The following is a 14,978-nucleotide window of genomic DNA, read 5'->3' as shown; positions in this document are numbered from 1 at the left end:
CCCGTCCGGCTTCAGGACCCCGGTGGGAAGAAGCGGGCCAGCTGGCTGCGCGAGGTGACGCCGAGCTTGGGGAAGATCCGCGTCAGGTGGGTGCTGACCGTCCGGTGGGACACGTAGAGCCGTGCGCCGATCTCCTTGTTGGACAGGCCCTCGGCGGCCAGCATCGCGATCTGCAGTTCCTGCGGCGTGAGCCGGTCGGCTGCCCGGGGCGACCGCTGACGGGTGGTCTCGCCGGTGGCCTCCAGTTCCTGCCGCGCGCGGCGGCTCCATGCCGCGGCTCCCAGGTCGTCGAAGGTGTCGCGGGCGGCCCTGAGCGGTGCGCGGGACTCCAGGACGCGGCGCTGTCTGCGCAGCCACTCGCCGTACGCGAGCCGCAGGCGCGCCCGCTCCAGCGACCAGCCCGTGAGGTCCGCCTCCAGGGCGGACGCGAAGGCGGCCTCGCCCTCTTCCTCCCCGGCCAGGACCGCCCGGGCGTGGCGCGCGGCCAGCCGCACGCGGGCCGCGGGCGTCCGGCGGGCCAGCGGCGCGAGCCGCTCCAGGACCCCTCGCGCGTCGTCCTTCTCGCCGCAGTGCGCGGCCGCCTCGGCGAGGTCGCCCACGGTCCACAGGGCGGTCATCACGTGGTGCCCGGCGTCGGCCGGGTCGGTCAGCCGGCGCAACTGGGCGTACGCCTGCACGTGGTCCCCGCTGCAGGACAGTGCCGTCCCGCGCGCCATGCGCACCGTCGCGTGCAGCAAGGGGGAGTTCAGCCGGACGGCGATGGCCCGGGCCTGCCCGATCAGCCGGTGGGCGGCCGCCGCGTCGTCGCGCAGGGCGGCGAGGCAGCCGAGCACGGCGAGCGCCGTCGCCTCCCATTCGGGCTGACCGGTCTCCCGGGCGAGCCTGCGGGCCTCGTCGGCGTCCAGCCGCGCCGGATCGCAACGGCCCGTGGCCGCGCGTCCCGAGGCGCGCAGGGCCAGCGCCTCCGCCAGCGGTGCCAGCCGCCCCTGGTGCCTGAGCCGTTCGACGGCCGCGGTGAGGAAGGGGTCCGCGCGTTCGGGCGCGCCGACGCACCACAGCGCGCGGGCCGTCGTGTGCAGCGCCGCGGCGTCGTCCGTCCGCCGGGCCACGGCGCGGGCCGCTTCGAGCACCGAGGAGGCGCGCTCCACCGGCGCGGCCTGCGCGGCGATCAGCACCATGGCGGCGCCCCCGGTGTCGCACCGGCCGTCCCGCTCGGCGGCCAGCCGGTCGGCGGTGCGCAGGACCTCCCCGTGGAGCGCGGACTCCCCGTTCCCGCGGTAGAGGTGGGCGGCAGCGGCGCTCGTCAGCCGGACCGACAGGGCCGTCTCGCCGTCGGCGCGCATGCGTTCGGCCGTACGGAGCAGCGTCCGGACGGCGACCGGCTCCCGGCCCCCGCAGACGGTGAGCGACTCGGAGATCCACAGCAGGCGGGCCGTGTCCTTGCCGGTCAGCTCCAGCCGCTCGATGGTGCGCACCAGGCGACGGACGAGGTCGCGTCGGCCGAGGCCGACGGCCAGCTCCGCGCTGCGCAGCATGAGGTCGACCTGTCGGCCGCCGTCGGAGGTGAAGGCGGCGGCGTGCTCGAAGGCGTGCACGGCGGCGACGACGGCGCCGCGTCGCAGCGCGTGGTCGCCGCACCGCTCCAGTCCCCGCGCGACGGCCCCGTCCGGGGGAAGGGTGGAGGCCGCCAAGTGCCAGATGCCGAGGTCGGGACGGCCGGTGTGGACCGCCGCGAGCGCGGCGTGCACGGCGTTGCGCTGCGTGACGGACGCGGCCTGGTGGATCGCGGAGCGGACCAGGGGGTGCCGGAAGCGCACGGCGTGCCGGTCGACACGGACGAGACCCGCGTCCACCGCGGGCACGAGTCCGTCGACGGTGACGGGGGCCCCGGACACGGCGCCGGCCGCGGTCAGGACGTCACCCGTCGCCGCCTCGGCGTCGAGCGCGGCGGCGAGCAGCAGGGTGCGCGTGGCGTCCGGGAGTTCCAGGATCCGGGTCTCGAACGCGCGCTGCAGATTGACGGTCAGCGGGAGCCAGCGGGGGATGACCGCGACGGATTCCAGGCCCTCGGCCGCCAGGGGGAGTTCGACGAGGGCCAGTGGATTGCCGTCGGCCTCCTCCAGCAACCGTGCGCGGACGAAGGGCGCGAGTGCCGGCGCGCCGGCGTCCAGCAGCCGCGCGGCGTGGTCGGCGTCGAGCCGGCCGACCGGCATCTCCTCGACGCCTTCCCATGCGGGCGCCTCCGTCTCGCCCTGGGTGGCGGCGGCCAGCAGCACCACGGGGTCCGAGGACAGCCGTCGGGAGACGAAGGCGAGCAGGTCGCTGGTGGACCGGTCGAGCCACTGGAGGTCGTCGACGAGCAGGAGCAGCGGGCGGTCGGAGGCGCACTCGGCGAGGAGGTCGAGCACGGCGAGGGCGATGCGGAAGGGCTCGGGGCGGCCCACGTCGTGGAGGCCGACCGCGGCCAGCAGCGTCTCGCGCTGGGGCTCCGGGAGGCGGCCGGTCTCCGGGAGCACCGGGCGCAGCAGTTGGTGGAGTCCGGCGAACGGCAGGTGGGACTCGGACTGCACGCCGGCCAGGCCGAGCACCCGCCGTCCCTGCTCCGCCGCCCGTTCCTGGGCGAGCGCCAGCAGCGTCGTCTTGCCGATCCCCACCTCGCCGCGCAGCACCAGGGCGCCGCCGCGGCCGTCCGCGGGGCGCAGGAGGGCGTCAATCGCCTCGGTCTCGGCCTGTCTGCCGATCAGGGAGGGGATCCGTGTCGCCATGGTCCGCCCTCGCGGTATCCCGATACTCGTACACGAACCACCGTACAAGGGGATGAAAGGGTTCATTCTTCCGCTTTTGACGGACAGTCCGGGGGGACGTCCTCCGCGGACGCGGCCCTGTCGCGCCCGGCGCGGCTGTCGGCGTAGCGGCCGGCAGTGGCGGACCAGGCGGCGGCGGCCAAGTGCGGCACCGGCCAGGCGGTCGACGACCCGGCGCGCGAGCGGCAGGTACTGTCGGCCGCGGCGGCCCCGGGCACGGGACCTCGGGGCGGACCCCGCGGCGGTCCAGCGGGTCTTTCGCCGGACCAGATCGAGGCGAACAAGGTCGTCCGGCACGGGTTGCTGCGGCTCTGGGAGCGTGACCCGTCGTTGCGCCCGCGCGAGCGGCCCGACCTGACGACGGAGGTCCCCACGCCTGGACGCGGTGGGACGCAGCCCTGGTGCGTGCCGTCACGGCGGCCCAGCTCCAGCGCACCGGTCCGCGCTGCGCGGCCGGCACCCGGCGGGCGGTGTCGGAGGAAGCGGCCGCCGCCCGGCTGGACGCCCTGCACCGGAAGGGCCTTCCGCGGGCCCTGCCCACGCCTGCGCGGACCCGGAGGACGCCGCCGCACGCACGCACTGAGTGAGAGACCGCCCCCGCGACCCGCACGTCCGTCCCCGGACCCCACGAGGACGCGCGACGCGCCGCCCCGCAGCAACGCCCGGCCGTCCGCGGGCAACGCCCTGACGTGCGGGGACGCGGGAGTCGCCCTGCGGTCAAGGGCCGGCCTAGCGGGTGCCGCCGCGTCCCGCTCACGGCGGCCATGCGGCCGGCCGCCGCCGGTGCGGCCGAGGGCGGCGGAACGGGCGTCCGGCCCGGCCGGTTCGGTCAGGCCTCTGCGGGTACATGGGCGTCCTTCAGGCGCCCGGCGACCGTCGTCAGGAACTCGTCGGACAGCTCCGGGTCGGCGACCGCGCGCGAGATCAGCAGCGCGCCGACCAGGGCGCTGAGGGTGAGCATCGCGTCGGCACGCGCCTCGCCGGGGTCGTCGCCCTGCGCCGCCTCACCGATGAGCGCGAGGTAGCTGCGGACCTGCTTCTCGTACGCCTCCTGCAACTCCGCCTCGCCGCGACCGGCCGCGGCGCCCAGGGTCACCAGGGCGCAGCCGGTGCCGGGCGCGTCCCGGTGGCGGGCGCTGAGGTAGGCGTCGATCAGCCCCGAGCGGGGTTCATCGGGGTCCCGGCGGGCGGCCTCGGCCATCTTCGCCTCGCCGTCGGCCAGCGCCAGCGCCGCCGCCTGACCCATCAGGTCCTCGCGCGAGGCGAAGTGCTTGTAGAACCCGCCGTGGGTCAGTCCGGCCTCGTTCATGAGGTCCGCGACGCCGGGTCGGGTCATGCCCTCCTCGCGGATCCGGCGGGCGGCGATCCGCAGGACCTTCTCGCGCGACTCGGCCTTCGCTGCCTGCGAGTGACCCATCGCATGACCTCCCGGGTGTGCGTCGGGCTGACCCGACCCAATGTGGATGACGGACATCATACACCCCTCCCGGAACCCCCCCGGGGCTTTGACATGCAGGATGACACGCATCATCCTGCATGTGTGGATGACATCAATCATCCAGACCTCGGCACGAGCCTCCACCGGAGCAGGCCCGCCGCCTCTCCCCTCCCGCCCGCGAACCCTCCGCGAGGACCCATGACCACCGCAGCAACCCGCCCGGACGTCAAGCGGGGAACCCTCCCCGTCTTCGCCACGGCGACGGCGATCACGGTCGCCAACATCTACTTCACCCAGCCCCTCCTCGACCAGATCGCCCGCGGCTTCGGCATCTCCGCGTCCGCCGCCGGCCTCGTGGCCACGGCAGGACAGATCGGCTACGCGCTGGGGATCGTGGCCGTCGTCCCGCTCGCGGACAGGGCCCGGCTGCGCCGACTGTCCAGGGTCCTGCTGGCGGTGACCGCCGTCGCGCTCCTGGGGGGCGCCCTGGCTCCGTCCGTCGCCCTGCTGGGGATGGCGACCCTCGTGCTCTCGGCGAGCACCGTGCTCCCGCAGGTGATCATGCCCACGGTCGCGTCGATGGCCGCCCCCGGCCAGGCCGGGCGGGTCCTGGGGGCGGTCGGCACGGGGCTGACGATGGGCGCCCTGCTCTCGCGCACCGCCTCCGGGCTCATCGCCCAGGCCGCGGGCACCTGGCGGGCCGGCTTCCTCGTCGCCGCAGCGGCCACGGCGGCGCTGCTACTGGTCCTCCCCCGCTACATGCCGGCCGGGCGCCCGCCGGGGGCCGCGGCCTCCGGCGGCTACGGGAGCCTGCTCGCCTCACTCCCCCGACTGCTCGTGGACCACGCCCCGTTGCGCCTGTCGGCCGCACTGGGGGCGACGGCGTTCGCCTCCTTCTCGGCCTTCTGGTCCACGCTCGCCTTCCACCTCACCGCGCCGCCGATCGGGCTGGGCCCCGCCGTGGTCGGCCTCTTCGGCCTGTGCAGCGTGCCGGGCGCCCTGGCCGCCCGCTACTCGGGGCGGCTCACCGACCGGTGGGGGCCGCTGGGGGTCAACGCCCTCGCCGTCGCCTCGGCACTGGCCGCCTTCGTGCTGTTCGGGGTCGCGGGGCGGTCGCTCGTCGTCCTCGCCGTCGGCTGCAACCTCCTCGGCTACGGGGTGACGAGCGGTCAGATAGCCAACCAGGCACGCATCTTCACCGCCGGGCCGGAGATCCGGGGGCGGCTCAACACGGTGTACATGTTCGCGGTCTTCGGTGGCGGCGCCACGGGTTCCGCCGTCGCCGGGGTGCTCTTCTCCGCCTTCGGCTGGCGTGGCGTGGTGGCGGGCGGCCTGGGCTTCCTGCTCCTCGCGTGCCTGACGCTCGCCTGGCACGGCCTCCGCGCCCGCCACACGGCCCCCCGGCACAGCGACGACGCCGGCCCCGGACAGGCCGACGCGGACGCCTCCGCCACCCCCGCCCTGCGGGGATGACCACACCCGACCCCCCGCGGAGCGCGGGCCCCACCGCCCGCGCTCCGCACCCCCCTCCCCGGGGCCGCCACTACCGCCCGTCGCGCTCCCAGGTCAGGACGCCGGTGCGCAGCGCCCCCCAGATCCTGGCGGCGCCGGGCAGGCTCAGCCGGAGCCTGCGGCCGTCCAGGTCGGCGATCCGCGTCTGGGAACCGCCCACCCAGTTGGGGAACAGGCTCAGCTCGACGTGGTGGACGACCGTGTCCCCGGCCGGGACCTCGAAGGTGCCGGCGTACGCGAGGTAGCCCGCGGCCGCCGCGGTCAGTTCCTCCGGCAGCCCTTCCTCGAGCCGCCCGTGACGGAAGCCCGGCCGCCCGACCCGCATGATCTGGGCCGCCATGTGGCCGTCCGGCCCGTACGTGATCAGCCCCCGGGGCCGCGGCCCGAAGGGCTCGACGACCTCCCCGGTCCCGACGTCGGCGGCCTCGTAGGACACCAGACGCCAGGCGCCGATCAGGGATGTGCGCAGTTCATCGGGGGTCATCGCCGTACCTCGCTCACGTGCCGGGCGCCCGGGGGCGCCGTCCTTGACTTTCAGGATGACGAGAGTAATCCTGAATGAGGAATGAGGATGATGCAAATAATCCAGATTGGGAAAGGACCCGTCATGACCGACACCTACGACCCCACGCGCACCGCGATCCTGCTGGTCGACCCCTACAACGACTTCCTGTCGGAGGGAGGCAAGGTCTGGCCCGCGCTGGAGGGCGTCGCCACCGAGGTCGGCCTGCTCGACAACCTCCGCGCCGTCGTCGGAGCGGGGCGCGCGGCGGGCCACAAGGTCTTCTTCGTCCCCCACCGCCGCTGGCAGGAGGGCGACTACGAGGACTGGGAGCACCCCAACCCCACGCACCGCATCATCCAGGAGCGGCACACCTTCGCCCTCGGCACCTGGGGCGGCGAGTTCCACCCCGACTTCCGGCCCGCCGACGGCGAGGTGGTCATCCAGGAGCACTGGTCGCAGAGCGGGTTCGCCAACACCGACCTGGACTTCCGGCTCAAGCAGCACGGCATCACGCACGTGATCGTCGTCGGCCTGCTCGCCAACACCTGCATCGAGTCCACCGGGCGCTTCGCCATGGAGCTCGGCTACCACGTGACGCTCGTCCGCGACGCCACCGCGGCCTACCGCCCCGAGATGATGCACGCCGCCCACGAGCTCAACGGCCCCACCTACGCCCACTCCATCACCACCACCGCCGACCTGCTGGGGACCCTGGAGAACGGAGACCACTGACATGCGACTGACCGGAGAGATGCTGATAGGCGCGTCGTCCGTCCCCGCGTCCGAAGGCACGATGAAGGCCCTCGACCCGGCGACCGGCGAACTGGTCGGACCGGAGTTCGCGCTCGGCGGGGCGGCCGAGGTCGACCGCGCCGCCCGCCTGGCCGACGAGGCCTACGACACCTACAACCGCACCGGCCTCACGGAGCGCGCCGCCTTCCTGGAGCTGGTCGCGGACCGGCTGGACGGGATCAAGGGCGAACTGGCCGAGCGGGCGGCGCTGGAGACGGGCCTTCCGGCCGCGCAGCTGGAGGCCGAGGCGGCCAAGGCCGCCGGGCAGTTCCGGCAGTTCGCCGACGTGGTGCGGCAGGGCCGGTTCCGGCAGGCCGCCGTCGACCCGGCCCAGCCCGATCGGCAGCCCAGGCCGCGCATGGACCACCGCATGCAGAAGATCGCGATCGGTCCGGTGGCCGTCTTCGGCGCGAGCAACTTCCCGATCTCGTACTCGGTCGCCGGCGGCGACACCGCCGCCGCGCTCGCGGCGGGCTGCCCGGTGATCCTCAAGGCCCACAACGCCCACCCCGGCGCCTCTGAACTGATGGGCCGCGTCATCCAGGGCGCCGTCGCCGACTCCGGGCTGCACGAGGGCGTGTTCTCGATGGTCCGCGGAGCGGGCAACGCGATCGGCGAGGCCCTGGTGGACCACCCGCTGGTCAAGGCGGTCACCTTCACCGGCTCCGAGGGCGGCGGCATGGCCCTGTACCGCCGGGCCCAGCTGCGCCCCGACCCGATCCCGGTCTTCGCCGAGATGACCAGCGTCAACCCGACCTTCGTCCTGCCGGCGGCGCTGGAGGCGCGCGGCGGCGAGATCGGCGACGGCTTCGCCGAGCGCATGCTCGTCAACGTCGGCCAGGCCTGCCTGAAGCCGGCCGTGCTGCTCGCCGTCGACGGCCCGGGCTACGCCGCGATGCGCGAGGCAGCCGCGGCACGGGTGAGCGCGATGGGCGCGCGGACGATGCTCACCCCCGGCATCCACGACGCGTACGGCCGCGGGGCGCAGCGCCTGCGCGACTCCGGGGCCGCGACCGTGACGGTCGGCCCGGAGCCCGAGGGCGCCCACGAGGGCCGCGCACAGCTCCTCGAGGTCGACGGCGACCGGTTCCTGGCCGAACCCGCGCTGGCCGAGGAGGTCTTCGGACCGGCCGCGCTGCTGGTCCGGCTGTCCGGCGTCGAGCAGATGACGCAGGTGGCCCGGAGCTTCCGCGGCCAGCTGTCGGCGACGATGCACCTCGAGGAGGAGGACCACCCGCAGGCCGCGCGCCTGCTGCCGGTCCTGGAGCGCCGTACCGGCCGGATCGTGGTGAACGCCTTCGCCCACCCGCAGGAGGTCGGCCACGCCACCATCCACGGCGGCCCGTTCCCGGCCACCACCGACAGCCGCTTCACCTCGGTCGGCATGAGCGCGATCGACCGCTTCCTGCGGCCCGTCACCTACCAGGGTTTCCCGGACGCGCTGCTCCCCGAGGCGCTGGTCCCGGCCAACCCGCTGGGGCTGTGGCGGCTGGTCGACGGGCAGGTCACCCGCGACTGAACCGCCGGGCGCGACCCCGTCACGGGAAGCGGGCGAGTTCCTCCCGGGTACGGGCGATCCAGGGGTGGTCCTCGCCGAGGTGGCGCACGCGGTCCTGGAGGACCTGGCGCAGCAGGCGGGCGGCGCGTGGGGCGTCGCCCACGGCGCCGACCGAGCAGGCGTGGGCGTTGCGGCTGTTGAGGGTGGAGGGGTGGTCGTCGCCGAGGACGCGGGTGCGGTCCTGGACGAGGATCTCCAGCAGGTCCGCGGCCTCGCCGTGCCGGCCGGTGGCGGCCAGGCAGCGGGCACGCCCGCCGCGTGCGGTGAGCGTCTGGGGGTGGTCGTCGCCCAGGCGCTCGCGGCAGTCGCCGACGAGCTGTTCGTACCGGGCCGTCGCCTCGGCCGCCCGGCCCGCCCTCAGGACGCAGCGGGCGTGGGCGGCGCGGACCGCGAACAACTGGGGGTGCCCGTCGTCGAGGATCTCGCCGCTCTCGGTCAGCAGCGCGCCGAGAAGCCGTACGGCCTCCTCGGCCGCCCCGGCCTCGCTGAGGAAGACCGCCTCGTAGCGCCGCCACAGCAACGGGATCGGGCTGTCCGGCCCGTGCACGGCGGCTCCGCGACCGTCCTCGATCAGGTCGCTGAGAAGTGCCGATGCGCGGCCGGGGTCGCCGGCCTCGCCCAGGAACCGGGCGTGACCGTGCCGGGAGGCGAGGGTGTCCGGGTGGAGCGGGTCGAGGACCTTCAGGCAGTCCTGGAGGAGTTCCCCGAACAGCCCGGCGGCGCGGGCGGCATGCCCCGCCTCGCCGAGGAAGTGGGCGTGGTGGCGGCGGTTGTTGAGGGTGTAGGGGTGGTACGGGCCCTGGGTGCGTGACCGGTCGGCGACCAGGCTGTCGAAGAGCCGGGCGGCCTGTGCGGGGCGGCCCGCGTCGCCCAGCAGGTAGGCGTAGCCGTACCGGCTGCTGAGGGTGTGCGGGTGGTCGGCGCCCAGCAGGCGGGTCCGGTCGGCCAGCACGGACTGGAACTCGGCGACCGCCTCCTCGAGCCGTCCGGTCTCGCCGAGGAACAGCGCCAGGTTGTTGCGGCTGTTGAGGGTGTGGGAGTGCTCGCGGCCGAGGATGCGCGTGCGGTCCTCGATGACGCCGCGCAGCAGGTCGACGGCCTCGGCGGGGTGGCCGGCCATGCCGACGTAACGGGCGTGGGAGTTGCGGTTCTCCAGCGTCTCCTTGACGTCGGGACCGCCGCCCCGCTCGGCCTCTGCGACCAGTTCGCGGTACAGGTCCGCCGCGCGCCGGGGATCTCCGGCCTCCCCCACGCACGTGGCGTACCACTGCCGGGGCAACTGCCCGGGATCGGCACCGGCCTTGTCGAAGGCGGCCATGGCGTGGTGCAGGTCGCCGCGCTGGTAGGCGGTCGCGCCGATGTCCAGGGCGCGCACCGGGTCGGCGTGGTCGATGAGGATCTCCCACACGGCGTCCGGGATGCGCGGCGGCGGCACCTGCTCGTCCAGGGTCTGGTGCAGGTAGTCGAAGGCCAGGTAGGCGCCGTCGTCGCGGGGCAGCAGCAGGCTGGAGGTGGCGTGCAGGGGGTCGGTGGCCCAGCGCAGTGCCTCCTCCCACGCCTCCGGCCGCAGGCTGGTGCCGCCGCGCAGGTCCAGGTGGATCTCGTGCAGGCGGCGCAGCACGCCCTCGGGCAGCGGCTGGTGGTAGCCCGCGCGCCGGGCGTCCACAGCCCCTGCGACGAGGGCGGCTGCCCGCGGACGGGCGCCGGCCGCCCACGCGTTGCTGAAGTCGTCGAGCAACTGGGGCGCCGCGGCGAGGTACTCGGCCACCCCGCGGCTGCCGGACCGGGCGTCGTTGACGGCGGCCCTGATCCTCGGGTCGTCGGTGTGGTGCCGGGCCCGGGCCAGCTCCGCCTCGCTCCACGTACGGTCCACCCGCACGACCGAGGCCAGCCGCAGCACCTCGCGCCCCGAGCGCAGCACGTCGCCGCCGGGCTCGTCGTCGGCGGCGGAGCGCGCGCCGAAGCGGATGTGCTGACGCGCGCTCATGGTCGCCACGACGGCGACCCGCGCCGGCCCGGCCTCCAGCAGCCGCTGTACGTGACCTGCCGTCAGCCCGCCCGCGCCGAGGTAGTTCTCCAGGTCGTCCAGCCACACCACGGCCTGCTTCAGCCGTGGCACGGTGTCCGCGAGGGCCACCATCGCCTCACGGCTGTCCGGGACGACCAGCCGGTAGCGCGGGAAGTGCTTGCGCACCACCTCGTAGGCCAGGCGTGTCTTGCCCGCCGTGGAGTCCCCCACCAGCAGCAGGAAGCCCTGCCCCCCGCTCAGCACCGCCTCCGCCTGCGGCATGGCGTCCCGGCCGACGAACACCGGGACACGGCCGAAGCCCGCCGTCCCGCCGCCGCCCGGCGCGGCCGGGTGGACGCCGAGACCGATGGGGTCGTCCACGTCCGCCACCAGCGGCGCCGTGCCGCGCCGGGAGATCCGCAGCAGGCCCGGCAGCGCCCGCCTGCGGCCCGCCGACTGCTCCAGCGCCCTGCCCCCCGAGGCGGCCACGGTCTCCGTCGCCGCCCCGGCGACCGCTCCCGCCGGGCCGAACAGCAGGGTCAGGGCGGGCCGGGCCAGACCGGCGAACACCCTGAGCAGGTAACCCGCCGCGCCCGTGGTGCGGTCCCTCCCGGCAGCCATCGCGTACTCCCCCGTTCCCCCGGTCCTCCCCTGCCGTGGTGCATTCCCGGTGGCGCCGCCGGCTACCCACCGGGGGCGCGGTAGCGGGCGGAGGCCAGGGAGAAGTCGAGGAAGCCGCGGGCCCAGGCGTGGATGCCGTCCGCGTACTGGCAGACCGCCGCCAGCTGCCCCGGGGTGAGGTCGGTCGCGAGGGCGGTGGCGTACAGGTCGCGTGTCGCGGTGCGCAGGGCGGCGACGCGGCGGGCGTGCCACAGCCGCGTCTCGTCGATCGCCTCGTCCAGCGTCAGGCCGTGGTGGTGGCGCAGGACGAGGACCAGGTTGGTGGTCTCCCCCGAGCGCAGCTCCTTCTCCACCGAGAACAGGTCGTTGGTCCAGCCGATGACATCGGCGGCGGCCTCGCGCAGCGCGCGGCAGGCCGGCGAGAACCAGATCGCCGGGGGCAGTTCCGCCTCCTGGGCGTACTCGATGAGGTCGAAGCACCAGCCGGTCGCGCCGGAGACCCGCCGCCAGGAGACGTAGGCCTCGGGGGTGGGCACCTCGTCGCCGGCGCGGATCCGGATCATGTCCTGGTTGGTGCGGATCCACCCGAGCAGGTGACGGCGGAAACGGTCGCCCCAGGCGGGCCCCATGGCGCCGGTCACCCGCGGCAGGAGTTCGCCCAGGACGCGGACGGCCGGCGGCGCCGACGCGGGGACCTCCCACCCGCAGCCGCCGACGGCCCGTGCCATGGCCTCCAGTTCCGCGCCGGTCCCCGTGGACGGGCCGACGTCGCTGCCGTCGTCGACGGCGAACATCCACAGCGTCAGCCGGGCCAGCTCCGTCAGACGGGCCGGGGTCGCCCATGGCCACACGTGCGCGGCCATGGCGACCTGCCGTTCCCGGCCGGCCTGCCCCGAGGCCGGCGCGGACAGCAACCCGGCCCGCCGCGCCCAGGCCATGACGTGCGGCTCCACCTGCCGCAGGCCGGGGTTGAGCAGCGACGGGCCCGGTACGCGGACGGGCACCCCGGCCCGGCCCCGTGCGGTCCCGCTGTGCGCGGCCCATGCCCCCGGGCCGTCGATACGGACGAACGCAGATGTCTTCCCCACCGGATTCCCCCCTTCCCGGGCCGTCGGCGACCCGGGCAAGGACTACGACTTCCAGCCATCCCCGTCCCGGTTCCTACCCAGCGTTCGACTTCCGGACGCCCGGAACGGGCAGCCGGCGTCAGGGCTCCGTCGAAACCGGGCGGACGGGAACCCGGTCCGTCCACGATGCGTCATGATCCGGGCGGGCACCGACCGTCAGCACCGTTCGCGTTCGCCTTCGTGTTCACCTTCGTGTCCACGTTCACGTTCATCAAGGAGAGAAGTGCACAGACACCGCCGCCCGTACTCCGCCGCCGTGGCCGCCGCGCTCCTGGCCGCCCTGCTGGGTGCCTGCGGGAGCCCGGACTCCGGCGCCGTGGCCGGATCGGGACCGTCGGCCGCCGCTTCCGCCGGCACCCGCACCCCGGTCGCGAAGGCGGACCCGCCCGTCACCGGAGCGCTGGACGACCACCGGCACGTGGCGCGCAGGACGGCCCCCGCGCGGCGCCCGCACATGGTGCAGCGATGCACCGACCGCACCCGGCGGGTGAAGCACACCTCCTCGAAGGGTTCCGGCAAGCGCAAGTCGACCCGGACCTGGTACACCACCGAGCACTACCAGGACTGCCGGAAGGTCCAGCAGGGCACCGAGTCCTACACCCGTGTGGTGTCGGCGGAACGCTGGTGCGTCGAACTGGACGACGTCGGCGGCGACCGCACCCGGGACGACGTCTGGTACAAGGTGGACTCCACGACCTACGGTACGGCCGTCCGCGCCGAGGAGGGCACCCCGATGTCCTTCACCCCCCTGGCGTCCGGCTGCTGACGGCGCACCGCCGGGCGGCGCCGGGCCCGGCGTAATCAGGATGCGCTCCGCCCGGCGCCTCTGCCATCCTCGCGCCCATGTCCACGTTCCAAGATCTCCTCGCCGAAGGGGAGGCCGTCCCGACCGAGGGATGGGACTTCTCCTGGTTCACCGGCCGCGCCACCGAGCAGCGCCCGTCCTGGGGCTACACCGGGCTCCTCGCCGAACGGACGGCGCGGGCCGAGGCCGTGCTCGACATCCAGACCGGCGGCGGGGAGGTCCTGGCGACCGTGCCGACCGCCCCACCGGTGGTCGCGGCGACGGAGTCCTGGGCGCCCAACCTGGAGATCGCCCGCCGCAACCTGGCGCCCTTGGGCGCCACCGTCGTCGAGGCCGATGACACGGCCGACCTGCCCTTCCCCGACGGCCACTTCGACCTGGTCGTCAGCCGGCATCCGGTGGTGACCCGCTGGGACGAGGTACGGCGGGTGCTGCGTCCCCGGGGCACCTACCTGTCCCAGCAGGTCGGCGCCGGCTCGGTGCGGGAGCTGACGGACTACCTGATGGGGCCCCGGCCGGTCGCCACGCACACACGGGACCCCTTCACGACCACGGCCGGCTCCAGCGGGGTCGAGGCCACCGCACGCGCCGAAGCGGCGGGCCTGGAGGTCGTGGACCTGCGCCAGGAGGCACTGCGCATGGAGTTCCACGACATCGCCGCCGTGGTCCACTTCCTGCGCAAGGTCATCTGGATCGTGCCCGGCTTCACGGTGGACGCCTACCGCGAGCAGCTGGCGCGGCTGCACGACTTCATGGAGCGGCACGGACCCTTCGTGGCGTACTCGCAGCGCTATCTGATCGAGGCCCGCAAGGGCTGACCACCGGAAGGAAGACACCCCCGTGATCGCGCCGACCACCAGGCCGTTCGCGGCGTCCGACGTCGATGCCGCGTCCGGCCTGCTCGCCGCCCGCCACCGCCGCGACCTCGCCCGGGACACCGCGCTCGACCCGGGTTTCACCCAACCGGCCGCCTGCGCCGCCCTGCTGCGGGACGCCTGGGAGCAGGGCGCGCGGGGCGCGGTCGCGGAGACGGCGGACGGCAGGCCCGCCGGGTACCTCCTCGCCGTACCCGGCGACGACGGCCGGGGACGGCACGTCTGGACGGGGCCCGGGCACTACGCGGCACGCGACGAGGACGTACTGCGCGGGCTCTACGCGGACCTGTCGGGTCCGTGGCTCGCCGACGGGCGGCTGCACCACTACGCCGTCGCGGCCGCCGGTGACCTGCCGGTCTGGCTGTCGCAGTGCTTCGCGTACGAGCAGGTCCACGCCGTGACGGACCTGGCGGCGGGGGCGGGCGGCTGCCACGACGACGTGCGCGCCGCGGGGCCGTCGGACCTCGCCGCGCTGGAGCCGCTGTTCCGCCTGGTCGCCGACGCGCACGCGGGCCCGCCGGTCTTCGCCTTCATCGAGCCGTCCTTCTACGAGGGCCTGCGCCCGGGCCACTTGGAGCTGCTGGAGGACCCCGCCGTGTCGTACTGGCTCGCCGAGGGGCCGGAAGGGGTCCGGGGCTTCTGCGTCATGCGGCCGGTGCCCGAGGACGAGGTCTCGCTGACGGCGCCGCGCGGCTCGGTCGAACTGCTCCTCGCCGCGACCGTTCCGGAGTACCGCGGCAGCGGTGTGGGACGCCGGCTCACCGAGCACGCCTTCGCGGACGCCGCCCGGCGCGGGTTCCGCGTGTGCGTGACGGACTGGCGGGCGGCGAACCCGCTGTCCTCGGCGTTCTGGCCGCGTCGCGGCTTCCGTCCCGTCGCCCACCGGCTGCACCGCCTCCTCGACCCGCGGCTGCTGCGGGGCTGACCTCGCGC

11 protein-coding genes are annotated in these 14,978 nt (G+C 75.1%); 6 read left to right on the top strand and 5 right to left on the bottom strand.

Annotated elements, in window-relative coordinates:
• Positions 1–11: 11 nt before the first annotated feature.
• Both OG937_42850 and OG937_42845 read right to left on the bottom strand, forming a co-directional pair.
• Positions 12–2,765, bottom strand: coding sequence for an AAA family ATPase (locus OG937_42850; protein WUD77978.1), 2,754 nt, complete (start codon positions 2,763–2,765; stop codon positions 12–14).
• 868 nt (positions 2,766–3,633) lie between these two features.
• Positions 3,634–4,221 (bottom strand): TetR/AcrR family transcriptional regulator, encoded by a 588-nt coding sequence (locus OG937_42845; protein WUD77977.1) that lies wholly within the window; start codon positions 4,219–4,221, stop codon positions 3,634–3,636.
• 219 nt (positions 4,222–4,440) lie between these two features.
• Between OG937_42845 and OG937_42840 the strand changes: the two genes are divergently transcribed.
• Positions 4,441–5,715, top strand: a complete 1,275-nt coding sequence (locus OG937_42840) for an MFS transporter (protein ID WUD77976.1) — start codon at positions 4,441–4,443, stop codon at positions 5,713–5,715.
• A 70-nt stretch (positions 5,716–5,785) separates the two neighbouring features.
• Here OG937_42840 and OG937_42835 read toward each other — a convergent pair whose 3' ends face one another.
• Positions 5,786–6,238 (bottom strand): lipocalin-like domain-containing protein, encoded by a 453-nt coding sequence (locus OG937_42835; GenBank protein WUD77975.1) that lies wholly within the window; start codon positions 6,236–6,238, stop codon positions 5,786–5,788.
• 123 nt (positions 6,239–6,361) lie between these two features.
• On the opposite strand from OG937_42835, the gene OG937_42830 reads away from it, so the two are divergent.
• Entirely contained in the window at positions 6,362–6,991 is a 630-nt protein-coding gene (locus OG937_42830; GenBank protein ID WUD77974.1) for a cysteine hydrolase, read from the top strand.
• Position 6,992: 1 nt separating this feature from the next.
• Entirely contained in the window at positions 6,993–8,570 is a 1,578-nt protein-coding gene (locus OG937_42825) for an aldehyde dehydrogenase (NADP(+)) (GenBank protein WUD77973.1), read from the top strand.
• A gap of 19 nt (positions 8,571–8,589) precedes the next feature.
• On the opposite strand, the gene OG937_42820 is transcribed toward OG937_42825, so the two are convergent.
• A complete protein-coding gene (locus OG937_42820) occupies positions 8,590–11,238 on the bottom strand; it encodes a tetratricopeptide repeat protein (GenBank protein WUD77972.1) in 2,649 nt (882 codons plus the stop codon).
• 62 nt (positions 11,239–11,300) lie between these two features.
• Positions 11,301–12,326: a terpene synthase family protein gene (locus tag OG937_42815; protein ID WUD77971.1), complete on the bottom strand. Its 1,026-nt coding sequence runs from the start codon at positions 12,324–12,326 to the stop codon at positions 11,301–11,303.
• Between the two features lie 262 nt (positions 12,327–12,588).
• On the opposite strand from OG937_42815, the gene OG937_42810 reads away from it, so the two are divergent.
• The 3 genes from OG937_42810 to OG937_42800 all read left to right on the top strand — a co-directional run bounded on the left by OG937_42810 (position 12,589) and on the right by OG937_42800 (position 14,970).
• A complete protein-coding gene (locus OG937_42810) occupies positions 12,589–13,131 on the top strand; it encodes a hypothetical protein (protein WUD77970.1) in 543 nt (180 codons plus the stop codon).
• A 77-nt stretch (positions 13,132–13,208) separates the two neighbouring features.
• Entirely contained in the window at positions 13,209–13,988 is a 780-nt protein-coding gene (locus OG937_42805; GenBank protein WUD77969.1) for a class I SAM-dependent methyltransferase, read from the top strand.
• A 22-nt stretch (positions 13,989–14,010) separates the two neighbouring features.
• Complete coding sequence (locus OG937_42800; GenBank protein WUD77968.1) at positions 14,011–14,970, top strand: GNAT family N-acetyltransferase; 960 nt, start codon at positions 14,011–14,013, stop codon at positions 14,968–14,970.
• Positions 14,971–14,978 lie beyond the last annotated feature (8 nt).

The sequence above is a fragment of the Streptomyces sp. NBC_00510 genome, from assembly GCA_036013505.1.
In the GTDB taxonomy this organism is placed as follows: domain Bacteria; phylum Actinomycetota; class Actinomycetes; order Streptomycetales; family Streptomycetaceae; genus Actinacidiphila.
The sequence above is the reverse complement of the archived record's forward strand: the minus strand, read 5'-3'. Positions and strand labels throughout refer to the sequence as shown.

What these genes read in the sequence shown, in the direction of transcription:
- OG937_42850 (WUD77978.1), bottom strand. Translation starts at nt 2,765, where the DNA reads ATGGCGACACGGATCCCCTCCCTGATCGGCAGACAGGCCGAGACCGAG.
- OG937_42845 (WUD77977.1), bottom strand. Translation starts at nt 4,221, where the DNA reads ATGGGTCACTCGCAGGCAGCGAAGGCCGAGTCGCGCGAGAAGGTCCTG.
- OG937_42840 (WUD77976.1), top strand. Translation starts at nt 4,441, where the DNA reads ATGACCACCGCAGCAACCCGCCCGGACGTCAAGCGGGGAACCCTCCCC.
- OG937_42835 (WUD77975.1), bottom strand. Translation starts at nt 6,238, where the DNA reads ATGACCCCCGATGAACTGCGCACATCCCTGATCGGCGCCTGGCGTCTG.
- OG937_42830 (WUD77974.1), top strand. Translation starts at nt 6,362, where the DNA reads ATGACCGACACCTACGACCCCACGCGCACCGCGATCCTGCTGGTCGAC.
- OG937_42825 (WUD77973.1), top strand. Translation starts at nt 6,993, where the DNA reads ATGCGACTGACCGGAGAGATGCTGATAGGCGCGTCGTCCGTCCCCGCG.
- OG937_42820 (WUD77972.1), bottom strand. Translation starts at nt 11,238, where the DNA reads ATGGCTGCCGGGAGGGACCGCACCACGGGCGCGGCGGGTTACCTGCTC.
- OG937_42805 (WUD77969.1), top strand. Translation starts at nt 13,209, where the DNA reads ATGTCCACGTTCCAAGATCTCCTCGCCGAAGGGGAGGCCGTCCCGACC.